24 protein-coding genes are annotated in these 21,306 nt (G+C 51.9%); 22 read left to right on the forward strand and 2 right to left on the reverse strand.

Going from position 1 to position 21,306, the window contains the following annotated elements; genetic code table 11:
• Positions 1-10: 10 nt before the first annotated feature.
• The 8 genes from bshB2 (at position 11) to ACFPOF_RS25025 (ending at position 4,657) form a co-directional block, all read left to right on the forward strand.
• Complete coding sequence (gene bshB2 / locus ACFPOF_RS24990) at positions 11-667, forward strand: bacillithiol biosynthesis deacetylase BshB2 (RefSeq protein WP_378137808.1); 657 nt, start codon at positions 11-13, stop codon at positions 665-667.
• Between the two features lie 126 nt (positions 668-793).
• The gene (locus tag ACFPOF_RS24995; RefSeq protein ID WP_378137810.1) at positions 794-1,114 is read left to right on the forward strand and encodes an ArsR/SmtB family transcription factor; all 321 of its coding nucleotides are present in this window, start codon (positions 794-796) and stop codon (positions 1,112-1,114) included.
• Positions 1,107-1,550 (forward strand): SRPBCC family protein, encoded by a 444-nt coding sequence (locus tag ACFPOF_RS25000; RefSeq protein WP_378137812.1) that lies wholly within the window; start codon positions 1,107-1,109, stop codon positions 1,548-1,550. The genes ACFPOF_RS24995 and ACFPOF_RS25000 overlap by 8 nt, the downstream gene beginning before the upstream one ends.
• A gap of 197 nt (positions 1,551-1,747) precedes the next feature.
• Positions 1,748-2,173 (forward strand): YciI family protein, encoded by a 426-nt coding sequence (locus ACFPOF_RS25005; RefSeq protein ID WP_378137814.1) that lies wholly within the window; start codon positions 1,748-1,750, stop codon positions 2,171-2,173.
• A complete protein-coding gene (locus ACFPOF_RS25010) occupies positions 2,173-3,429 on the forward strand; it encodes an RNA polymerase sigma factor (protein WP_378137816.1) in 1,257 nt (418 codons plus the stop codon). The genes ACFPOF_RS25005 and ACFPOF_RS25010 overlap by 1 nt, the downstream gene beginning before the upstream one ends.
• Before the next feature lie 89 nt (positions 3,430-3,518).
• Positions 3,519-3,890, forward strand: a complete 372-nt coding sequence (locus ACFPOF_RS25015; protein ID WP_378137818.1) for a YciI family protein — start codon at positions 3,519-3,521, stop codon at positions 3,888-3,890.
• 2 nt (positions 3,891-3,892) lie between these two features.
• The gene (locus ACFPOF_RS25020; RefSeq protein ID WP_378137820.1) at positions 3,893-4,297 is read left to right on the forward strand and encodes a VOC family protein; all 405 of its coding nucleotides are present in this window, start codon (positions 3,893-3,895) and stop codon (positions 4,295-4,297) included.
• A 21-nt stretch (positions 4,298-4,318) separates the two neighbouring features.
• Positions 4,319-4,657: a DUF1801 domain-containing protein gene (locus ACFPOF_RS25025; RefSeq protein WP_378137822.1), complete on the forward strand. Its 339-nt coding sequence runs from the start codon at positions 4,319-4,321 to the stop codon at positions 4,655-4,657.
• 62 nt (positions 4,658-4,719) lie between these two features.
• Here the strand turns inward: ACFPOF_RS25025 and ACFPOF_RS25030 are convergent, their stop codons facing one another.
• Positions 4,720-5,382, reverse strand: a complete 663-nt coding sequence (locus tag ACFPOF_RS25030) for an NAD(P)H-binding protein (protein ID WP_378137824.1) — start codon at positions 5,380-5,382, stop codon at positions 4,720-4,722.
• 150 nt (positions 5,383-5,532) lie between these two features.
• On the opposite strand from ACFPOF_RS25030, the gene trpB reads away from it, so the two are divergent.
• Complete coding sequence (trpB, locus tag ACFPOF_RS25035; RefSeq protein WP_378137826.1) at positions 5,533-6,696, forward strand: tryptophan synthase subunit beta; 1,164 nt, start codon at positions 5,533-5,535, stop codon at positions 6,694-6,696.
• Between the two features lie 91 nt (positions 6,697-6,787).
• Here the strand turns inward: trpB and ACFPOF_RS25040 are convergent, their stop codons facing one another.
• Positions 6,788-8,299 (reverse strand): sensor domain-containing diguanylate cyclase, encoded by a 1,512-nt coding sequence (locus ACFPOF_RS25040; protein ID WP_378137828.1) that lies wholly within the window; start codon positions 8,297-8,299, stop codon positions 6,788-6,790.
• Positions 8,300-8,481: 182 nt separating this feature from the next.
• Here ACFPOF_RS25040 and ACFPOF_RS25045 point away from each other — a divergent pair, with 182 nt between their 5' ends.
• The 13 genes from ACFPOF_RS25045 (at position 8,482) to ACFPOF_RS25105 (ending at position 21,079) form a co-directional block, all read left to right on the forward strand.
• Positions 8,482-9,015 (forward strand): GNAT family N-acetyltransferase, encoded by a 534-nt coding sequence (locus tag ACFPOF_RS25045; RefSeq protein ID WP_378137831.1) that lies wholly within the window; start codon positions 8,482-8,484, stop codon positions 9,013-9,015.
• A gap of 57 nt (positions 9,016-9,072) precedes the next feature.
• A complete protein-coding gene (locus ACFPOF_RS25050) occupies positions 9,073-9,708 on the forward strand; it encodes a hypothetical protein (protein WP_378137833.1) in 636 nt (211 codons plus the stop codon).
• 234 nt (positions 9,709-9,942) lie between these two features.
• Positions 9,943-10,596 (forward strand): FusB/FusC family EF-G-binding protein, encoded by a 654-nt coding sequence (locus tag ACFPOF_RS25055; protein WP_378137835.1) that lies wholly within the window; start codon positions 9,943-9,945, stop codon positions 10,594-10,596.
• 81 nt (positions 10,597-10,677) lie between these two features.
• Positions 10,678-11,151, forward strand: a complete 474-nt coding sequence (gene ybaK / locus ACFPOF_RS25060) for a Cys-tRNA(Pro) deacylase (RefSeq protein ID WP_378137837.1) — start codon at positions 10,678-10,680, stop codon at positions 11,149-11,151.
• A gap of 30 nt (positions 11,152-11,181) precedes the next feature.
• Positions 11,182-12,309 carry a threonine aldolase family protein gene (locus ACFPOF_RS25065; protein ID WP_378137839.1) on the forward strand — a complete coding sequence of 376 codons (1,128 nt, stop codon included), beginning with the start codon at positions 11,182-11,184 and terminating at the stop codon, positions 12,307-12,309.
• A 37-nt stretch (positions 12,310-12,346) separates the two neighbouring features.
• Positions 12,347-12,487 carry a DUF3817 domain-containing protein gene (locus ACFPOF_RS25070; protein ID WP_378138540.1) on the forward strand — a complete coding sequence of 47 codons (141 nt, stop codon included), beginning with the start codon at positions 12,347-12,349 and terminating at the stop codon, positions 12,485-12,487.
• A gap of 195 nt (positions 12,488-12,682) precedes the next feature.
• Positions 12,683-13,978: an MFS transporter gene (locus ACFPOF_RS25075; protein WP_378137841.1), complete on the forward strand. Its 1,296-nt coding sequence runs from the start codon at positions 12,683-12,685 to the stop codon at positions 13,976-13,978.
• Positions 13,979-14,220: 242 nt separating this feature from the next.
• Positions 14,221-14,700 (forward strand): DUF6530 family protein, encoded by a 480-nt coding sequence (locus tag ACFPOF_RS25080; protein ID WP_378137843.1) that lies wholly within the window; start codon positions 14,221-14,223, stop codon positions 14,698-14,700.
• A gap of 118 nt (positions 14,701-14,818) precedes the next feature.
• Positions 14,819-16,930, forward strand: coding sequence for a penicillin-binding transpeptidase domain-containing protein (locus ACFPOF_RS25085; protein ID WP_378137845.1), 2,112 nt, complete (start codon positions 14,819-14,821; stop codon positions 16,928-16,930).
• Between the two features lie 193 nt (positions 16,931-17,123).
• Positions 17,124-17,849, forward strand: a complete 726-nt coding sequence (locus ACFPOF_RS25090) for a hypothetical protein (RefSeq protein WP_378137847.1) — start codon at positions 17,124-17,126, stop codon at positions 17,847-17,849.
• 14 nt (positions 17,850-17,863) lie between these two features.
• Positions 17,864-19,552 carry a vWA domain-containing protein gene (locus tag ACFPOF_RS25095; RefSeq protein WP_378137849.1) on the forward strand — a complete coding sequence of 563 codons (1,689 nt, stop codon included), beginning with the start codon at positions 17,864-17,866 and terminating at the stop codon, positions 19,550-19,552.
• A 47-nt stretch (positions 19,553-19,599) separates the two neighbouring features.
• Entirely contained in the window at positions 19,600-20,739 is a 1,140-nt protein-coding gene (locus ACFPOF_RS25100) for a toxic anion resistance protein (protein ID WP_378137850.1), read from the forward strand.
• A gap of 70 nt (positions 20,740-20,809) precedes the next feature.
• Positions 20,810-21,079, forward strand: coding sequence for a hypothetical protein (locus tag ACFPOF_RS25105; RefSeq protein ID WP_378137852.1), 270 nt, complete (start codon positions 20,810-20,812; stop codon positions 21,077-21,079).
• The last annotated feature ends 227 nt before the right edge of the window (positions 21,080-21,306 follow it).

Raw genomic sequence — 21,306 nt, forward strand, 5'->3', positions numbered from 1 at the left:
GGACTTACGCATGGGAAAACGCATATTGGTCGTCCTGCCTCACCCGGACGACGAAGCGTTCGGCATATCCGGGACGTTAGCGAAGGAAATCGCGGGAGGGGCGCATGTTACTTATGCTTGTTTGACGCTCGGGGAAATGGGGCGCAATATGGGCGTTCCTCCTTTCGCGACGCGGGTGACGCTGCCCGCCATTCGGAAGCTGGAGCTCGAAGAATCATGCCGTGAGATCGGCATTCAAGATTTGCGCATGCTCGGTTTTCACGATAAGACGATCGAATTCGAAGACCGCAAGAAGTTGGACGGAAGCATTCATGAGCTGGTCAATGAAATCGACCCGACGTTGATTTTGACATTCTACCCGGGTTACAGCGTCCATCCCGATCACGACGCGACCGGTGAAGCAGTCGTTCGGGTTGTCGGAAGTTTGCCCGCTCATAAGCGGCCTCCGGTTCAGTGTGTCGCTTTCGCCAAAAACCACGAAGAGGAGCTCGGACATCCTGATGTCGTCAATGATGTGCAAGATTATTTGACGCATAAGATGGCTTCGATTCGCGCCCATCGTTCGCAGTTCCAGGCGGCGGAGCTGCTCGGTAACAAGAAAATGCCGGACAAGGCCATTCGCGAACGGTTCGGCACGGAGAGATTTTGGACTTACCGATTCGATTAATCCATTCAACTACGATAAGCCCGGGTACTTGGTGCGAAAAAATTCGCCGGCATCCGGGCTTTCATGCAAGTTGACATGCAACTAAATAGTTGCATATAATAAAACCAAGGAGGCGAATTCCTTGAGATGGAAAAGGTATTTAAGGCGCTTGCCGATGAGACACGAAGGGAATTGCTCGACCTCTTGTTCGTGAATAATGGACAAACGTTAGGAGAGCTGTGCCAGCATATGACGATGAGCCGCCAAGCGGTTACCAAGCATTTGCTGCTATTGGAAGAGGCCAATTTGGTTGCGGTGATCTGGCAAGGCAGAGAGAAGTTACACTACCTTAACCCGGTGCCTATCGGAGAAATTTATCAGCGTTGGATCGGCAAGTTCGAGCGTCACCAGGTGGAGGCCTTAAACAAACTTAAAAAAGATCTAGAGGAGGAATCCGATCGTGAGTAAAACTTCGTTTGTGTATGTAACTTACATCGCGACGACACCTGAGAAGCTCTGGGAAGCCCTGACGAACGGCGAATTTACGGAGCAGTATTTTTTCGGCAGAGAAGTCGTGTCAGACTGGAAAGTAGGTTCCAGCTTTCAATTAATGAACAAAAACACGGTTGAACATGATGGAGAAGTGCTTGTTAGTGAGCCGTATCGCATACTCACCGTTAGCTGGAGCGTCAAAGACGATGAAGGAGATCGCGTTTCCAAAGTGACTTATGAATTGACGCCAATGAAAGGTACCGTGAAGCTGACGCTTCGGCACGAAGATCTGTTAGAGAAAGATATTGGCGAAGATAATGGCAAGTTTGACTCGTTTAACACGGGATGGCCCGTCATTCTCAGCAATTTGAAGAGCTTACTCGAGACTGGCCAACCGTTACCTGCCTTCTAATGCGATCCAATAAGGCCCGCGATGTTTCGCGGGTTCTCTTTGTTAGATATCGTAAGGGAAAGGTTGTATGATGTAGGGGAGAAAAATTTTCCGAAAATTTTTGTAACCAAGTGTCGATTTCGAAAACCGTCATTCGTTGTCCTTATGAAGGGGCGAGTTAAAGCGTTCCAATCCTTACACTAATGGAGGTTATTTGAATGAGATTTATGATGATTGTGAATGCCACGAAAGATTCGGAAGCCGGTATCCCGCCGTCTCAGGAACTGATTGACGCAATGATGAGCTACAACGAGGAATTGATCAAGGCAGGCGTACTCGTGGCGGCCGACGGCTTACATCCTAGCTCGAACGCGATTCGTATTACCTATCCGGAGCCGGGCGGCAAGCCGAGGATCGCTGATGGTCCATTCGCGGAAGCGAAAGAAATGATCGCTGGATACACGATGATTGAGGTCAACTCGCGCGAGGAAGCGATCGAGTGGGCGCTGCGTATGCCGGACCCACACGGCTTCGGAGAAGGCCGCATCGAGCTTCGCCAAGTGTTCGAGCCCGAAGATTTGACGGACGATGCGGATTCGATCGCCAGAGAACGTGCTTTGCGCGAGCAGCTTAAGCAATCTTAATGCAGGCTGACGTTCATCGTTCAATCGATGCCATCTGGCGAATCGAATCTGCCAAACTCATTGCCGGGCTGGCGCGAATTGTCCGAGATGTAGCGCTAGCGGAAGATCTTGCGCAAGATGCGCTTGTCATTGCGTTGGAGAAGTGGCCGCAAGACGGAATTCCGGACAAGCCGGGCGCTTGGCTGATGACGACGGCGAAGCGTCGCGCAATCGATTGGCTGCGCAGGCATAAGACGAGAGATCGCAAATACGAGGAAATTGCTCGAGAGCAGCCGCTTTACACCGAGGATGACGTCGATTCGGCAATAGATGGGGAGATCGGGGACGACCTCCTCCGGCTCATCTTCGCGACATGCCATCCCGTTCTGTCGAGGGAAGCGCGGGTGGCGTTAACGCTTCGTCTGCTCGGCGGATTAACGACGGAAGAAATCGCCAAAGCCCATCTCGTGCCGGAGCCTACGATCGCGCAGCGAATCGTACGAGCGAAGAAGACGTTAAGTTCGGCCGGCGTACCCTTTGAGATGCCAGCCGCTGACCAGATCAAGGACCGAATATCGACCGTACTCGAAGTCATTTATTTCATGTTTAACGAAGGGTATGCGGCGACATCGGGCAGTAGTTGGGTACGCCCGCTTCTGTGTCAGGAAGCGCTAAGACTTGGCAGGGTTCTGGCGGCGAACGCGCCGTCGGAACCGGAAGTGCATGGCCTTGTCGCACTCATGGAAATTCAAACGTCTCGTTTCAAGGCACGGGCGGACGCGAATGGCGATCCGATTCTTCTCTTGGACCAGAATCGGGCGCTGTGGGATCGTTTGCTCATCCGCCGCGGATTGGCTGCACTCGCCAGAGCCCGAGCGTCCGGACGCCCGCTCGGTCCTTACGCGTTGCAAGCGACAATCGCCGCTTGTCACGCCGAAGCTCGTACAGCGCAAGAGACGGACTGGGTGCGCATCTCGGCGCTGTACGAAGCGCTGGCGAGGGCGATGCCTTCGCCCGTCGTCGAATTAAACCGTGCGGTTGCGATATCGATGGCGTTCGGTCCGCAATACGGTTTGCAGCTCGTTGACGAACTCGTCGCCGAACCGTCGCTGAAGGCGTATCATTTGCTCCCGAGCGTCAGGGGAGATTTGCTTCGCAAACTCGGACGACTAGAAGAGGCGAAGCTGGAATTCGAACGGGCGGCCGCGCTCACCGGCAACGAGCGTGAACGCGCATTGCTGCTTAGGCGTGTCGCGGAATGTTCATCCTCTTCATAAACGCTAATGAAAATTTCTCAAATTATTTTTTACCATGTGTCGATCTTGGCGTTTCCCGTTCGTTGTGTAGTTAGAGGAGGGGAAACAAGTTGATATTTTTATTGCTAGTCCAAGCAAGCCGTCATTCGGAAGCCGGACTGAAACCGGGCTCCACTCTCGCGGATGCGCTGGCGACTTACAACGAAGCGTTGGCCGAGGCGGGAGTGCTCGTCTCGAGGGAAGAGCTGGAAACAAGCGCAAGCGGGATTCGGATTTCTTATCCGGAGGTTGGCGGCGAACCGTTCGTCGCTGTCGGTCCATTCCGGCCGGATGAAGACAGGATGGTCGCCGCGTACACGATGATCGACGTCTCGTCGCAGGAAGAAGCGATCGAATGGGCAATGAGAATGCCGGACCCGAACGGGTTCGGGGAAGGCCACATCGAGCTTCGCCAATTAAAAACAAAATCAGGAGGCTATTGACAATGACAACAAAATTGATTCCGTATCTCATGTCCGAGGACGCAAGAAAACAAGCAGGGTTCTACGTACAAGCACTTGGAGGGGAAATCCAGTCGGTAATGACGTTCGGACAGATGCCAGGGACGCCGGAAGCCGATCAAGACAAAGTGATGCATCTGTCCGTCGACGTGGTGGGCGGTCTGACGATCTTCATGTCGGAAGCGCACGGCGGCGCCGTGACCTATGGCCGCAACATTTGTCTGTCGCTTAATTACGATAACGTTGAAGCTGCGCGCGCGGCATTCGATGGGCTCGCCGAAGAAGGCGGGAATATCCAATTTCCTTTGCAGCTTCAGCCTTGGGGCGCTTTTTATGGCGAAGTGCTTGACGTGTTCGGAGTAACCTGGATGATCGCGACGCAATCGTAAACAAGACAAGGAGAATGTATAATGAACGCGGAAGTGACCGAATTTATCGAGGCAATCAACGAACCATGGCAGAGGGTGCTAAGCGTCAGCTTGCGCGAAGCCGTGCACACAGCGATTCCCGATTGCGTTGAGCGCATACAGTACAAGAAGCCGCATTTTCTGAAAAACGGCAAATACGCCGCAGTAATCAGCACCTCGAAGGAGGCGGTGAGCTTCACAATCTTTAACGCGACGGTGCTCGATGTGCCGGAAGGATTCGACGGCCCGCCGGAACGGAAAACAATCAAACTGAAGAAAGGGCAGACGGCCGATTATGCATTACTGTCCGACCTGGTCAGACAAACTTCAGCATCTTTATAAAGAAAAAGCGACAGTCGGGGGAGTGAAAGGAATCCCTTGTTTGTCGCTTTTTCATAGGACTATCATCTCCAGCTAGTTTTAGCTTTTGCGCATTCCCAGATGGCTTTTCCTCTCAGCGTAACGGTGCCGTTAGTTGTTACTTTAGCGGCATTGATCATGGCTTGAGCTAATATCTCTGTCTGTAACGGCTTCTGAGAGCGGAAAATCCCGATTTTATTCAAGTACTGAATGATCTTCAACCCGGCGACCTCTAACGGTCTATCGCTTTTTTTCCGTATGAGTACAGGAGGGTTAAAAATCGCCAGTTTTGCAAAACCTAAACCCCTTACAGCTTCTTCTAGCTGGCCTTTCATCCGCAAATAAAAAGAGCGAGAATGAGGCGAAGCTAAACCGGACGATACCAATACATAATGATTCACTTGGTTGTCTCGCGCGGCTTTGGCAAACTGGTATTGGTAATCGTAATCGATTTTCCATTGGGCTTCTTTGCTACCCGCCGCTTTAAGCGTAGTTCCAAGACAGGAGAACACAATATCGCCCTTAACTAAATGCTTCCATTGTTCCGTTTTATCAAAATCGATCACATGTACGTTAAGCTTTGCGTGACGAACTTCCAGCTTACGTCTGACGAAAATATCTACCTGACGAAAAGAATCGTCTTTTAATAATAAATCCAGCAAATCTTTACCTGTGGCCCCCGTTGCCCCTATTAAAATAGCGCGCATTTTTTCTCTCCTCTCCGCAATCGTTTTTAATCGTTAATGCTAGTATACCCTGGTTTTTGCTTAATCTGTTATAGTTGCGAACTCTATTTCTATGGTACGATGGAAATTGGAAAACGTATTCTTTTCTCAATTTAGGAGGTCCGTCGAGACATGAGCCAAGAGCAGGTGCAGGAAGGGTACTTCGGAGAGTTTGGAGGAAGTTTCGTACCTCCGGAATTGCAGGAAGTGCTCGATTACTTGAGCGCGCAGTTCAACAAGTATAAGGATGATCCCGAATTTAATGAAGAATACCGCTACTATTTGCGGGAATATGTCGGCCGTGAGAACCCGCTTACTTACGTGAAGCGGTTGTCCGAAACATGGGGCGGCGCGAAAATTTACTTGAAACGCGAGGACCTAAACCATACTGGCGCGCATAAAATCAACAACGTCATCGGCCAAATTTTGCTTGCCAAGCGGATGGGCGCGAAGCGGATTATCGCCGAGACCGGCGCCGGTCAGCACGGCGTAGCGACCGCGACGGCTTGCGCCATGTTCGACATGGAATGCATCATTTACATGGGAGCGGAAGATACGCGCCGCCAAGCGCTGAACGTGTTCCGGATGGAGCTGCTCGGTGCTAAGGTCGTGCCGGTGAATAAAGGACAAGGCCGATTGAAGGATGCCGTAGACGAGGCGCTCGGCGATCTGGTGCAAAACTACAAAAACACGTTTTATTTGCTCGGCTCCGCCGTCGGTCCGCATCCTTTCCCATCGATGGTCAAGCACTTTCAGTCGGTTGTCAGCGAAGAGTCGAAGCGTCAAATTCTCGAGAAGGAAGGCCGTCTGCCGGATGCGGTTATCGCTTGCGTCGGCGGAGGCAGCAATGCGATCGGCGCTTTCGCCCACTATCTGGACGAGTCGTCCGTGCGTTTGATCGGCGTCGAGCCGGATCAAGCGGCCACGTTGACTCAAGGCGTGCCAAGCGTCATTCACGGTTTTAAATGCCTTGTGTTGCTGGACGAAGAAGGGAACCCGCAGAAAACGTACTCGATCGCCGCAGGACTAGACTATCCGGGCATCGGACCGGAGCACAGCCATCTGAAAGTGACGGGCCGGGCGGAATATGTGACAGTCAGCAACGAAGAAGTGCTGGCGGCGTTCCAGGAATTGTCCCGTACGGAAGGCATCATTCCTGCGCTGGAGAGTGCACACGCCGTTGCTCATGCGAAGAAACTCGCGCCGACGATGAGTAAGGATCAGATCATCATCGTTAACTTGTCCGGACGCGGTGACAAAGATGTCGAGCAAGTATTCCATATGCTCAACAAATAGATTGCAGATTCAGCAAGAAAGGCGCCTTTGGGGCGCCTTTTGCATTGCAGATAGACGGCGAGATCAATAACTCCTGGTGTTAGCTGACGTGTTACACCCGGCTTCTCTTCATCACGTACATCGCACTGTCGGCTTTATGCATAAGCGCCTGTCCATCATTCCCGTCCTCGGGGAAATAACTTGTGCCGATGCTCATGCCGACGGGAATCGATCCGAATTTGCTAATATATCGGGAGAAACGCTTTTTCATCTCATCGACGATCCGCTCGACTTCATGCAATGATGGCGAACGTTCGATATAGAGAATAAATTCGTCTCCCCCGACCCGTGCCGCAGCGCCATGGTTGCCTACGCAATCCTGAATGATTTGCGCTGCTTGTTGTAATGCTTCGTCTCCGGCAAGATGTCCATGGGTATCGTTCAGAAGCTTGAATTTATTGAGATCGACGAGCAGCAGCGCCACCGATTCTCCCCGACGTTCTGCCTCCTGTAGTACCTTGTCCAATTTTTCCTGAAAAAATCTGCGGTTCGGAAGCCGAGTAAGCGGATCGTGATAGGCAAGAAATTGAATTTCTTTTTGCTGCTGCTTCTGTACAGTAATATCCTGTAAAATGAGAAGGGTGTGATTTTCATTTTCGACCCAGATGTAATCGGCGTTTACCAACAGGACAAGCCTGGTGCCGTTGAACTCGATTTCCGTCTCGTGTTGCTTCACTTGAGTCTGGCTGTGGATGGATTGTTTCGTTTCGGGTTCCAGCAGTTCGAAGAAACGAACGAAGTCCAGCCCAAGCGAATCGAACAGCCGCTTCGCACCCGGATTAGCATGTTTGACGGTGTTCGAGCGATCTACAAGTAAAAATGCGTCCGGATGCATATCGAACAACTGCTGGAAGCGTTTATCATACTGAGTGAGGAAATCGTATCTTTTCATCGTTCGCCGAAGAACATAACACCAGATAATACCGGCATACAGGTACGGGTAAGGGGGTAAGTAGCCGCCGTAGTTAATGAAACCGAAAACGATATTCCATGAGATCGAGACGCAGACGGCGATCGTGAGCTGCTTGTAAATGGATTTCTGTTCTAGCGTGCCGGTTTTCGTTCTGGCGATCATCAGAGGCAATAAAAACAATATTTCGACACCGACGCTTGAAGCCAATGCAATCATATATCCGGCGTTATAGACGGGAACTTTCCACATGCCGGCTTCGACGAACTGTTGGGCGGAGATCAGCTCCGCACCGGTCGCCAGGTTGACGATGACAAAAACAACGGGTAAATATAAGCCATATGGGTAAAGCCAACGCGGCATTCTAACGTCCGTCCGAGTAAAACGAATAAGAAAGTGAAAGCAGACGCTAGTGATGACGATGCCGACACTGCTTAGCCAAGCAGCGGATAATATCGGACTGTAAGCGATGGAAACTTGGTTCCGCAAGTACTCCTCTGCGAACAGTAGCAAATAACAGAGGGAAATCACGCTGATCAAAATATGCTCAACGCTTTTCTTGTTTCGCAGCAATACATCGGTTGCCATATAGGCAAGGAAAAGAATAGGCAACCCATGAGTAAACATCAGTATGAAGGCGTTTTGGATGTCCATTCCATCACCGTTGCTTTCTGTCGAATAAAAATGTCGGAGCTGTCTATTTCTCTATCTTAACCGATCTCGCGCGTGGTGACAGCACATAACATCAGAGCGGATCGTTTTTGTGCCGATACGAACATACGTGCTATTATGGAGGGGTGTTTCACATTCCTCAGGATGAGGTGAGAAAGAAATCGATGAACAATAGGAATGACTCTCAAGTGATAATCGAAACATGGACGGCAGCCGATTTCCCTTTGCTGCAATTGATCAATGCCCCCGAGATGATGGAACATCTGGGTGGGTCGGAAACGGAAGAATTGTTGGCCAATCGCCATGAACGCTATCTCGCGATTGCAGATAAGGGAACTGGCCGAATGTTTACCATTACCCTTCTTCCGGAGGGGCAAAAGGTCGGTAGTGTCGGATACTGGGATAGTGCGCGGAACGGGGAAAGCATCTATGAGATAGGGTGGAGCGTTCTTCCGAATTTCCAAGGCAAAGGCATCGCGACTGCGGCTGTCAGGGAAGCGATCGCCAGCGCCGAAAGAGAAGGGAAGCACCGGTATGTTCATGCGTTCCCGTCTATCGGCAATCCGGCGTCGAACGCGGTGTGCAGAAAGTTGAATTTCCAGCCGATGGGCGAATGCGAATTCGAGTATCCGCCGGGCAACCTCATGCAGTGCAATGATTGGCGGTTTGAGATCGAAAGGAAGTCATGCGATTCATAAAAAATTAATAAACGTCCGCTATACTCGATCCATACGTTGCGATGGAGGGGAAGCGGCATGAAAAAGAGCAGAAAAGTTTGGATTCCGGCAGTCGTTGCCGGTACTGTAGCATTGCTTCTACTTGCTTACTATTATTTCTGGGCAAATGCAGGAGGCGAGGGAAGACGACCGCCTTTGCCGGACGGAGTGAGGCCGCCTCGTGATGAAGGCGGGAACTTGGGGGACTGGTTTACCACGATAGGCACCGTGGCTTTATATTTGGCGGCCGCCGGGTTCTCCTGGTTTTGGTTCAAAAAGAAATTGAAATCTCCCTCTATATGGGTGCGTAGACTCGGGAAGCTGCTCTACGCGGCGCACAAGCCGCTGGGCTGGGCCACGTTGGCGGCCATTGTCTTACACGGCGGTTATTTTCTACTGTACAAGTCCGGGGATCGCAACATTTATTCCGGTCTGGCAGGGTTTGCCCTATTGCTGGCGATTGTCGGCTACGGAGTGTTGATCAACAAAGTTCGCAACAGATGGATGCGACTAGTTCATCGAACGCTAGGAGTCGCATGGGTTCCCGTCATGTTTGTTCATGCGGGAGGGTCGGCGATCATTGCGACGTTAGCCTGCGCTGGCGTCTGGATACTGATCGGCCTGCTCGAGAAAATGGTCGCTCAGCCAGAGGGAACGATTCCGGAAAGCCTTTGATTGAAAAAGCCAGGCCGTTTATTTATACTTGAGTTATCTGAACCGAAAGGAGGAGGGTACGGATGACAATCGTAGATTGTCGGACTAGCAATACTCATGCAAAGCCCGGTACGGAGGCGATACTTTGCATGAGGCGAGATGAAGAAGTACCCTATCGCCCCGAGTAAGTGACAATCGGTCCAAGCCGGCTTTGCACCCGTTCGTGTCCAATACGAATAAAGGGGCTGAGTCGCGATGCGCGAACTGAACATTGCTAACCATCAATTCAACTATATTAAGCAACAAGCCGATCACCTGCTGCATGCGGTAAGAACGGTGGCCGATCGCCAAGTGCTGGCATCGACGAGATCGGGAGCGGAAGCGAATGTGCTTTCTTTGTTTCCCGAACTGCAAGGCGATGAGAGAGAGCGATTAATCTTGATCTCCAGGCTGGAAAGAGCGGAAGATTTCAAGCATTATCTCGACGATCTTGAACGTTATCGCACGGAATTTCCACCGATATCGAAGGGCGAAATTTTGAAGCTTTTCCCCAAGAGCAAGAAGCTCGCCATTCCCGACCTGGCGAGGATCGACTGGAAGACGCTGACGTACTTGAGCTGGCTTGACGTGGCAGCGAATCGGACGTACATCGTCTATCCGCTCGACGGGCGATTCGTCGGCATTGAAGGCAGAATGACGCCTGCGAACAAGAAGAGTTACTGCTTCGCCTGCAACGGGTTCGAAGAGATCGGCTTGTTCACCGCCGTATCGAAGAAGAAACCGGCCAATGCGTCGCCGGATTACTATAAGGCGCTTGGGCAATATTTGTGCTTGCATGGGCATGACTGCAACAAGAACATGACGGACACGACTTCGCTCGAGAAGTTTATCCGTGAGTTGATCGAGTAAGCGATCGGGTAACGGCAGTTCGGAGCAAGTTATTCCGGACTGCCGTTTTTTTTCATGAAAACAGGAGGCAGGTGATGATGTATGGCGGGCAAGACGACGGCGTCGCGCATATTGGATACAATGAAAATTCCTTATACGCTTCATGAGTACGAATGGGACGAGGACGATCTGGCCGCATCGACGGTTGCGGATAAAGTTGGTCTTCCGGTCGATCGGCTGTTCAAGACACTCGTGTTGAAAGGCGACAAAACGGGATTTGTACTGGCATGCGTGCCGGGGGACAAAGAACTGGATTTGAAGGCGCTAGCTGCGGCGAGTCGGAACAAAAGCGTGGAAATGGTACCGGTCAAAGATTTGCAATCAGTCACCGGTTACATAAGAGGCGGCGTCTCGCCTCTAGGCACGAAGAAGAAGTTTCCTCTGTTCATCGATGAGTCGATTCGCGGGCTGGACCCTGTCAGCATTAGCGCCGGTCGTCGCGGAACGCAAATTTTCGTAAACGGTGATCGGCTTGCGGAAGCGTGCGAAGCGACCGTATGTGCAATCTCCAAATAATACACGTTTAGAGAAAAGGAGGCTTCCGAAATGATCAACATCGACGAACTGCTATTGGAAGCTTATAACGAAACTCCATATCCAGTTGGCGGCCATGGAAAAAGAAACGTGCAAGTGCTGAAGGACGCGATCATGGCGTTCGATGGCGACACGATGAGCGATATGTACGGGGATGGCCCCATCATTGCGGACTTCGAGAAGAAAATCGCGAACGTCTTGGGCAAGCCGGCGGCCGTCTTTTTTCCGAGCGGAACGATGGCGCAGCAGATCGCTTTACGCATCTGGTGCGACCGTAAAGGGCTGAAGCGAGTGGCATATCATCCGCTGAGTCATTTGGAAATTCACGAAAAAGATGGGCTGAAGGAGCTTCATCATATCGAGACTGTGCTGCTTGCGGACAAAGAACGGACGATCGAGTTGCCGGATGTTCTTGAGTTGAAGGAAGATGTCTCGTGTTTGTTGCTTGAATTGCCGCAACGCGAGATCGGTGGACAATTGCCGTCGTATTCCGATCTGGAGGCGATCTCGGCATATTGTCGCGAAAAAGGGATTCGGCTCCATCTGGATGGTGCGAGGCTGTTCGAAATATTGCCTTACTACGGTAAAACAGCGTCGGAAGTGTGCTCCTTGTTCGACAGCGTCTACGTCTCTTTCTACAAAGGGATCGGAGGTGTAGCGGGCGCGATTGTTGCCGGTGAGCAGGATTTTGCAGACGAGTCGAAAATATGGAAGAGGCGGCACGGGGGCGACTTGATCAGCCTGTATCCGTACATTATTAGCGCGGACAAAAATTTCGACGAGCGGGTCGGACGCATGGCGCATTATTACGAAGCTGCCGTCGAGCTCGCTGCAATGTTTAATGAATGCGAGAGTGTTGTGACTAAGCCTGCGGTACCGGTTTCGAACATGTTCCACGTCCATGCCTCTATGTCTTATGAAAAGTTCGGCGCGGCGTTAATCGCCTCCTACCGGGAGACGGGTGTCGGCATGACTCCGTTCGTCAGAGGGATAGAAGACGAAGCTTGTTATTTCGATATCAGCCTAGGCGATCGGTACGAAGGCGTGCCGAAAGAGAAACTCGCGAGTTTCTTCAAGGCATTGCAAACAAACTTGAAGGAAATTGCGGATTTCGACGAATTTGTCGCGCGCAAACTATGATAAACTGAATGCAACTGGCAGATTGATTCGAGCTTTGTTGACCGTCGTTGTTGCGACAATCGTGCACCGTTGGAGTTTTCTTCGTATGTTAGCCGCGTTCGTCGCGTCTTTGCTTCCGTTCGGTCCGTTCATCATGGATCGGCGGATTCGCAATTCGACTGCTGCGGAACAGAAATAGATCGGAACGGCCCGAAACGTAAGAGCTGTCGGAACGCACCTATTCCGATGGCTCTTTGCTGTTCATCCCGGAGGAAAAAAATCCGGACTAATGACGTCAGCCTGCTATAATGAAAAAAGTCGTAATCGATTGTCATAACGGAACTTGGTTCCGCCAAAGTGTCGTAGACGCGACCTCAAGGGAGGAGAGTCACCGATGAAGTCACATATTTCGGAAATTTCACAGGAAGAGGGCAGCCGGGTATATCGTCGGTCGTTAAAGGTCGTTGTCCTTTCGCAAATATTCGGTGGAGCCGGGCTTGCGGCAGGTATTACTGTCGGTGGGCTGCTTGCACAGGAGATGAGCGGCTCTGAAAATTATGCGGGCGCACCGTCTGCATTGTTCACGCTCGGGTCGGCTGCATCGGCGTTCCTCGTCGGTCGGATGTCCCAACGACTCGGTAGAAGACTCGGCCTTTCCGCAGGGTTCCTGGCGGGCGGCATAGGTGCGCTCGGCGTAATTGGCGCTGCGGTGGCCGATCAGCTGTTTTTGCTGTTTATATCGCTGCTTGTATATGGAGCCGGCATGGCGACGAACTTGCAGGCGCGATATGCAGGCACCGATTTGGCTGAGCCGACGCAGCGCGCTCGTGCGATCAGCACGGCGATGGTGTCAACGACGCTCGGAGCGGTGGCGGGGCCTAATCTTGTTGACCCGATGGGCAAAGTAGCGGAATCGTTAGGCGTTCCGATACTGGCGGGACCGTTCATTCTGGCTGCCGTCGCCTATTTGTTTGCGGGCGCGACGTTATTTTTCTTTCTGAAACCCGATCCGCTGTTGGTAGCCAGATCCATTGCCGCCGGGCAAGCACACAATGCTTCGTCTGCTTTCGACTCCGGTCAAGGAGACATTGCGCATAGCCGCGGTCTGATGGTAGGGGCGTCTGTGATGGTACTGACGCAATTGGTGATGGCCGCGATTATGACGATGACGCCGGTACATATGAAACATCATGGTCACGGATTGGGAGATGTCGGTCTCGTCATCGGCATCCATATCGGAGCGATGTATTTGCCGTCCCTTGTGACCGGATTGTTCGTGGACAAATTCGGGCGCACCATTACCGCTTGTTTGTCCGGTTGCATTCTGTTGTCTGCCGGGGTACTGGCCGCGACGGCGCCCGCGGATTCGATGCCGCTTCTTATCGCCGCGCTGGCGCTTCTAGGATTGGGGTGGAACCTTGGATTTATTAGCGGCACAGCGATTATCGTTGACGCGACAACGGTGGAAAACCGTGCCAAAATGCAAGGGACGCTGGACGTAACAATCGCGCTCGCAGGTGCTACAGGCGGTGCTTTATCAGGCATGATCGTCGCAGCGTCGAGCTACTCAACGCTGTCGTGGCTCGGGGGAGGGTTGGCTTTGCTGCTCATTCCGATCATCGTATGGTCGCGCGGCAGCAAATCTGCGAATCGTGAAGCGGGCAGTAAGGGGATTTCTACGAACGGTTGAACATTTCGGACGGAGCGCGCCTGCGCTGGCTGTTCCTCTATCTTTTCTGCATGGCTGCATGAATTTGACGTGTAACGCCCGTCGATGAGGGGCGCAGGTGTCATTTGAGCAATTATAGCCGTCCCTGCGCCGGGTTTCCGCACGTGGCGGTTGACGCCGGACTTGCTGCAAGAGTATACTTTGTTACATTGAATTCCGCCTAGTAATTTAGTAAACGAGTAAACGAAAGCAGGAGGCACGCAATGAAAATACCGACTACGCTTAAACATAAACCCGTTATCGTCTCGGAAAATTACGAGCAAGTGGATGGCCGTTATGCAGGGAACAGCGATGCCAAAGGCTTGTCGCTCGGACTTGCGCAATGGAATGATCGAGGCAAGGTCGATATTTCCGCTAAAGTATGGCGATATACGGGAGAGAAATGGTCACGCCAATCGGAGGAGCTTCCGCTTCATCGCGTGTTGGACTTGGCCATTCTGCTCACGCGTTCGATGTCGCATTTCCGTGAAGCCTATCGTTACCCGGAGTTGTATAATACGGAGCAACCGCTTATTGACCGAGTCGGCTTGCAAGGGGATGCGATGTCCGTCGCCGTTTGCACGGACAACGACAAGATCAATGAGGACATTAAGCTGTTCAGCCAAGCGTTGAAAGACGACGACGAGCTGATCGGAGAACGGCTGCGCACGTTGTCAGGCATTCTGAAGGATATGGGATATTGAACATTGTTGAGCCCGCAGGCCGCGCCTGCGGGCTCAAATTGTTTATTTAGGCAGGCGATCGGCAATCAGCGGCGAATAGATAAGGCATAGACTTCCCGTAGGATTGAGGTGCATGCTAATGAAAATTCGAGCGTTAACTTTGCTGTGTATCATTGTCGTCATTTTAAGCGGGTGCAGTTTGTGGAACGATAAGCCTTCGCCTTCATCCTCGCCGGGCCCGACCGCTTCAGGAGCTCCAGTCGCCGAAGACATCGCCAAAGCCTATTTGACTGCCTGGCATAATCGCGATTTCGCTAGTATGTATGCTTTGCTGATGCCGCAAGTCAAAGAGAAGCTAACCGAGTCGCAATTCGCCGAACGGTACGAGAAAATATATGCAGGTATCGGAGCGGCGAATCTGGGCGTGGCGGAAATACCGCAGGCGACTCAGACCGCTGAAGCGTCCGGCAGCAACAAAGATGAACAAAAGAAAAGAGTCACCGAAAATGTCGTTCGAGCTTTCGAATACCGAGTCAGCATGGATACTATAGCAGGTCCGATCGAAGTTGAAAACAAAGGGATGCTACGCAAAATACAGATGCAGGATTCGGAAGAGAAGAAATGGTTTGTCGATTGGTCGCCGGCTATGATTTTCCCCGGTATGGAGGAAGGGGATAAAGTTCGGGTGCAAGCTGTCGCAGCCGAACGAGGCGAGATCGTCGACCGGAACGGCGTTGGTCTAGCCGTCAACGGTAGCGAGCCCCAACTCGGCATCATTCCGGGAAAGCTCGGGGACGATGCTGACAATGTGAAAGCGATGCTCGCTAGAAAGCTTGGAACGACGGTGAAAGAAATCGATCGCAAGCTCGGAGCCTCATGGGTCAAACCCGATCTGTTCGTGCCGATTGGTCTTGTGAAAGAATCTGAAATCGCGGACTATAAGGGCATACCAGCGGTCGCTTTTCAGGAGCAATCGCTCCGTATGTACCCATTCGGCAAAGCAACGGCTCATCTGATCGGATATGTAGGAGAGATCAGCGCGGAACAGTTGAAGCAGATGAAAGAAAAAGGGTATAAAAGCGGCGACCTGGTCGGCAAGGCCGGTTTGGAACAAGTTCTAGAGGAAAAATTGCGAGGGACGGATGGTGTTGTCGTCTCGATCGCGGATGCAAGAGGCGTAAGGAAATCTGTGCTTGCCGAGAAGGAGGCCAAACAGGGCGAATCGTTCCAATTAACGATCGATTCCGAGCTGCAGACGGCGATCTATAACGAAGTGAAGGAAGATGAAGCTTCCGTCGCGGCAGTGGAACCTGATACCGGAGAGATTATGGCGCTGTTAAGCAGTCCGGCCTATGATCCGAACGCATTCACGAGAGGACTTAGCTCCTTCCAATATGACGAGTGGAATAAAGACCCGCGCAAGCCGCTGTTGAATCGTTTTGCCAGAGCGTATGCGCCCGGTTCCTCGTTTAAGCCGATTACCGCCGCGATCGCTCTAGATACGAAGTCGCTTGATCCTACTGAGAAAAAACAGATCGCCGGGCTTAAATGGACGAAGGATGCTTCCTGGGGCAACTATTACGTCAAAAGAGTGCACGAAGTCAATCCGGTCGATTTGAACAAGGCGCTTGTTTACTCGGATAACATTTATTTCGCGCAGGCTGCTGTCGGCACCGGCAACGATAAGTTCACAGATGGTGCGTCCAAGTTCGGTATCGGCGAAGAGATTCCGATCGTATATCCGATCGCGAAGTCGCAACTGGCAAAAGGTAAACTCTCAGGAGACATCCCGCTCGCCGATTCAGGCTATGGTCAAGGGCAAGTAACGATGTCGACCCTTCACGTCGCGCTTGTCTACGCGGCGATCGCGAACGCCGGCAACATGACTTATCCGAAGCTGACTTTGTTCGACGATACGACTGTTCCTGCTTTATGGAAAGAGCAAGCGATGTCGCAGACCACCGCGGCAACGCTGAAATCCGCTCTCGTTCAAGCTGTTGCCAACCCGGCCGGAGTCGGTCATGGAGCTGCCGTGCAAGGGTCTTCCATTGCCGGCAAGACCGGCACTGCAGAGTTGAAAGCAAGTAAAGGCACCAAAGGCCAAGAGAACGGGTGGTTCGCCGGGTTCGATGCCAACGCTCCGAAGCTTGCGCTAGCCATTATGATCGAGAACGTTCAAGATCGAGGAGGCAGCAAATACGTGACGCCGAAGGCGAAGCGGATATTCGAGCAGGCGATGAAACAGCGCTGACAGCGATCCGTTCGATACCGAACCGCACAATCAACTTCATACGAAGGGCGCGCCCGACAGGGTCGCGTCCTTTTTTTTGGGCATGCACATATGAGACAAGTCGACTGCGCGTACATTTGAATAAATGACGTTAGGGTGTGTCTGAATTCTCGCGCCTCGGAATATTCAGACACGCCCTAGAAGGGGAAGTCTCATGGGAACGAAAGTCGTGAAACTTCTTGGATTGGTCGTGGGAGTTGCGATTGCGGACATCGCATTACTGTCGCCCGGCTTGCTGAACATTCGGATCGGCGGCAGCGCATTGGAGACTGCTGTCGGCGTTACCGCGCTGCTTGCGAGCGTGATTGCGATTCTGTATGGAGGTTACGAGCTCGGTCTGCAGCCGAAGAAGGCGATTTCCGTTCAACAGATACGCTCCTATGACGACTACATCGAGGCGTTATCGCGTTATAAGCGCGTGAAGTCGTGCGGGAAGGAAATCGCCGTCGCCCTTGGACAATTCGAGCGAATGAGGAAAAAGCAACAGACGCTGACCGACGTCCTTCAACATCGTTTCGAACCTTCGGAACTAAGCTTTCGGAAATTCGCGTCGGTTGCCCGTGAAGTCGAACAATTATTTTACGCGAATGCGAGAAGTATGCTGAATCGGCTGCGCGTTTTTGACGAATTCGATCCCGCGGCATCCGTCTCCGCGACGTTCTCGAAAGAGCTGCTGCAAGAGAAAACGAGCCTACATAGCGAGAACGTTGCGTTCGTGAAGCATTCCGTCGACGTGAATGAGGAAATATTGTTGAAGCTGGATCGGCTCTTGCTTGAAATCTCGCGCCTGGACAGCTTCGAGCCGGGAGATATCGAGAGTATGCCCTGTATGCTTGAGATCGACGCACTGATCAAACAGACGAAGTATTACAAATCGTAAGGGGGGATGGAGGCTTGGCGAACAAAAGCAAGTTTGTTCTTCTGTCGGGCATTCTACTGGTCGTTGTCTTCGGCCTCGTCTACTACGGCATTACGCTTACGTCCAATATAGGCAAATCCAAAGGCGAGATTACGTCGGAAAACGCAGGCAAACGGTTAAGCAAGCTCTACGATGGCATAGATGTGTCTATCGTACAGCCGACGAAAGGGCAGATCGATCTGGATCCGATCGATGTCGCGGCCTCATTGCCGGATATTTCGAAATTTCCAATCACCGTAAACAATACGACCGACCACTACGCGGAAATTTTCTCGTCTACGGAGAAATCCGGTACCGGTGTCGACGGCTGGCTGACGGAAGTGGCGACTGCCTTCAACGAAGCGAAGATTGAAGTCGATGGAAAACCAGCATCCGTGAAAATTCGCAATATCGCTTCTGGAACCGCAGCTGACTATATCCGCTCAGGCAAATACGTACCGGACGCCTATACGCCATCCAACGAGCTGTGGGGCGAGATGGTGAAGGCGAGCGGCGTGAAGACGCAGCTGGTAGCCAAACGTCTCGTCGGCAACGTGCCCGGCATCGTCATCGCCAAAGCGAAATACGACGCGCTTGTCGACAAGTACGGTTCGGTAAATGTGAAAACGGTGACGGACGCGATAGCGAACAACGAGTTTTCGATGGGATACACCGATCCGTTCGCGAGTTCGACGGGCTTGAACTTTCTGGTGACTGCGCTTCATACGTTCGATAGCTCCGACCTTCTCGGCGCGAAAGCGGTCGCCGGCTTCGAGAAGTTCCAAGAGAATGTTCCGTTCATCGCTTCCACGACGATTCAGATGCGCGATGCGGCGAAGTCCGGCCGACTGGACGGGTTTGTACTCGAGTATCAGACATACGCGAACGCAGCGGATCTAAAAAGCGGTTATGTGTTTACGCCATTTGGGTTTCGACATGACAGCCCGTTGTACGCCCTCGGGGACGTGCCGCAAGAGAAACTGAATATCATTCAAAAATTTGCGGAATTCGCGACGCAAGCCAAATACCAGCAACTGGCGAAAGATAGCGGCTTTAATCAATTGGAAGACTACAAGTCGGAGCAGAGCGTTATCGACGGCAGCTTGCTGTTATCCGCCCAACAGCTATGGAAGGAGAAGAAAAACGGCAGCAAGCCGATCGCCGCCGTCTTCGTCGCAGACGTCTCCGGCAGCATGGATGGGGAGCCGCTGAACCGGCTGAAAGAATCGTTGCTTAAAGGGCAGAAGTATTTGGGCAAAGACAACAGCATCGGGCTCGTTTCCTACTCGAGCGACGTCTCCATCAATCTGCCGATCGCCAAGTTCGATACGATCCAGCAGTCGATGTTCGTCGGTACGGTGAATGCGCTGGTAGCGGGGGGCGGAACGGCGACATTTAACGGGATCGTCGTTGCCCTGAAGATGCTGCAGGACGAACTGGCGGCCCATCCGAACGAGAAGCCGATCATTTTCGTCTTGAGCGACGGGGAAACGAACGAAGGTTATTCGTTGTCCGACATCAAGGGACTGATCGAGACGTACAAAATTCCGATCTACACCATCGGGTACAACGCCAACATCAAAGCGCTGCAAAGCATATCGAGCATTAACGAAGCGGCCAGCATTAACGCGGATACGGACGACGTCGTATACAAGATTGGCAACTTGTTTAACGTGCAGTTGTGATCGCAGACCGAACAGACCGTCAAACGAACAATTGGAGGAGGAACCATATGTCATTTTCGATGGAAGTCGCAAGCCCGGAACGAATCAAGGAAGAGATTGAGCAAGAGGTGAAGCCGGTTCCCGAAGAAACCGCCAAACTTCGGCAATTAGCCGAAGACAATGTCGCCGCGATTCTTACGCTTGATATGGAGTCTCTCGAGAAACGGAAGGAAGTTTTGCAATCGATTGATACGTTTGGTCTTCAAACGATGAGGTCCTCCTCGGACAAAAACGCGTTGCTCCAAGTGTCCGTCGGCAACCTGTCCAAGACAGGCGACGAAGGCGGCCAAGTCGCGAAAGGGCTAACAGCGCTGCAGACGCAGTTGAAAGATTTGGACCCGAGCCTTGTGGACTTCGCGAAAAAAGGATTTCTCGGGAAGCTTTTTAACCCATTAAGGGCCTATTTCCAGAAATACGAGAAAGCCGACGCCGTCATCGCCGACATCGTCGTTTCGCTCGATAAAGGGAAGGCGACGCTGAAAAATGACAATACGACGCTGGAAATCGAACAGCAGACTTTACGCGAGTTGACGAAAAAGCTTCAGAAAGAAATCCAACTCGGCAGCTTGATGGACGAATCGATCGAAGCACAGATCGAGGCGGCGAAACAACGCGGGGAGGACGCTGACAAAGTCAAGTTTATCACCGAAGAAGTGCAGTTCCCGTTGCGTCAGCGCGTCATGGATTTGCAGCAGATGCTTGTCGTGAACCAGCAGGGTATTATGGCCATAGAAGTTGTCATACGGAATAACAAAGAGTTGATTAGAGGGGTCGATAGGGCGAAGAACGTCACGGTTTCAGCTTTAAAAATTTCCGTCACAGTTGCGAGTGCGCTGTACAATCAAAGAATCGTCTTGAAGAAGATTGAATTACTCAACCAGACGACGAACGAACTGATCGCCGGAACGTCGCGGATGCTCAAGGATCAAGGCGCGGCAATCCACAAGCAGGCGCTTGAGACGAGCGTCTCCGTAGATACGTTAAAGCAGGCGTTCACCGACGTGCTGGCCGCACTCGATTCGATCAGCACATACAAACAAGAAGCTTTGCCGAAAATGCGGGAGACGATCCTTCAGTTCCGAGAGTTGGCCGACACCGGGGAGAAACAAATTCAGCGGCTCGAGAAAGGACAAAAACTGGCCTTATAAGAGGGGGGAATAACCTGTATAATAGAGAGCGTCGAGTAACGATGAGATGACGAGAAGGCGGGAAGCAGAATTGAACGATTTTATACGCAAGTGGGAAACGACGCGCAAACTCGGAAAGCAAAAATATACCGTGAGATACGGCGTGTTATACATCGGCATGACGGCGACGGTACTTCTGTCTATCGTGGATTGGTTGTCGAACGGAACGTTATCGGTTGTATATCTGGGAAGTCGGCTTTTCATACTGCCGATGATCGGTGCCATTATCGCCAGCATGCGATGGGACAATAAAGAGAAAAAGTATGCGCAACTTACAGACGTTTCCAGCGTAAAAACATAAGCGGATACAGATGATGAGCATCCGTCCTTCGGGCGGATGCTCATTTTTCTTTTTCGACAAATTTAACATATTTATGTAGATTCACAGGTCGCCCATTTGGTATTGTCTAGTTAAAAATTCTAATGAAAGGAATTCCGATTTGTGAAAAGAAACCGACCGGACCTGGTCGCCTCGGCGATTTTGTCGTTAGCGTTACAAAGCAATCCGTAGAGGAGAAAGAGAGAGAA

The organism is Cohnella soli (genome assembly GCF_042655525.1).
Taxonomy (GTDB): Bacteria; Bacillota; Bacilli; order Paenibacillales; family Paenibacillaceae; genus Cohnella; species Cohnella soli.

Coding starts and splice junctions, on each gene's coding strand:
- bshB2 (WP_378137808.1), top strand. CDS start 11: ATGGGAAAACGCATATTGGTCGTCCTGCCTCACCCGGACGACGAAGCG.
- ACFPOF_RS24995 (WP_378137810.1), top strand. CDS start 794: ATGGAAAAGGTATTTAAGGCGCTTGCCGATGAGACACGAAGGGAATTG.
- ACFPOF_RS25005 (WP_378137814.1), top strand. CDS start 1,748: ATGAGATTTATGATGATTGTGAATGCCACGAAAGATTCGGAAGCCGGT.
- ACFPOF_RS25010 (WP_378137816.1), top strand. CDS start 2,173: ATGCAGGCTGACGTTCATCGTTCAATCGATGCCATCTGGCGAATCGAA.
- ACFPOF_RS25020 (WP_378137820.1), top strand. CDS start 3,893: ATGACAACAAAATTGATTCCGTATCTCATGTCCGAGGACGCAAGAAAA.
- ACFPOF_RS25025 (WP_378137822.1), top strand. CDS start 4,319: ATGAACGCGGAAGTGACCGAATTTATCGAGGCAATCAACGAACCATGG.
- ACFPOF_RS25030 (WP_378137824.1), bottom strand. CDS start 5,382: ATGCGCGCTATTTTAATAGGGGCAACGGGGGCCACAGGTAAAGATTTG.
- trpB (WP_378137826.1), top strand. CDS start 5,533: ATGAGCCAAGAGCAGGTGCAGGAAGGGTACTTCGGAGAGTTTGGAGGA.
- ACFPOF_RS25040 (WP_378137828.1), bottom strand. CDS start 8,299: ATGGACATCCAAAACGCCTTCATACTGATGTTTACTCATGGGTTGCCT.
- ACFPOF_RS25045 (WP_378137831.1), top strand. CDS start 8,482: ATGAACAATAGGAATGACTCTCAAGTGATAATCGAAACATGGACGGCA.
- ACFPOF_RS25050 (WP_378137833.1), top strand. CDS start 9,073: ATGAAAAAGAGCAGAAAAGTTTGGATTCCGGCAGTCGTTGCCGGTACT.
- ACFPOF_RS25055 (WP_378137835.1), top strand. CDS start 9,943: ATGCGCGAACTGAACATTGCTAACCATCAATTCAACTATATTAAGCAA.
- ybaK (WP_378137837.1), top strand. CDS start 10,678: ATGGCGGGCAAGACGACGGCGTCGCGCATATTGGATACAATGAAAATT.
- ACFPOF_RS25065 (WP_378137839.1), top strand. CDS start 11,182: ATGATCAACATCGACGAACTGCTATTGGAAGCTTATAACGAAACTCCA.
- ACFPOF_RS25075 (WP_378137841.1), top strand. CDS start 12,683: ATGAAGTCACATATTTCGGAAATTTCACAGGAAGAGGGCAGCCGGGTA.
- ACFPOF_RS25080 (WP_378137843.1), top strand. CDS start 14,221: ATGAAAATACCGACTACGCTTAAACATAAACCCGTTATCGTCTCGGAA.
- ACFPOF_RS25085 (WP_378137845.1), top strand. CDS start 14,819: ATGAAAATTCGAGCGTTAACTTTGCTGTGTATCATTGTCGTCATTTTA.
- ACFPOF_RS25090 (WP_378137847.1), top strand. CDS start 17,124: ATGGGAACGAAAGTCGTGAAACTTCTTGGATTGGTCGTGGGAGTTGCG.
- ACFPOF_RS25100 (WP_378137850.1), top strand. CDS start 19,600: ATGTCATTTTCGATGGAAGTCGCAAGCCCGGAACGAATCAAGGAAGAG.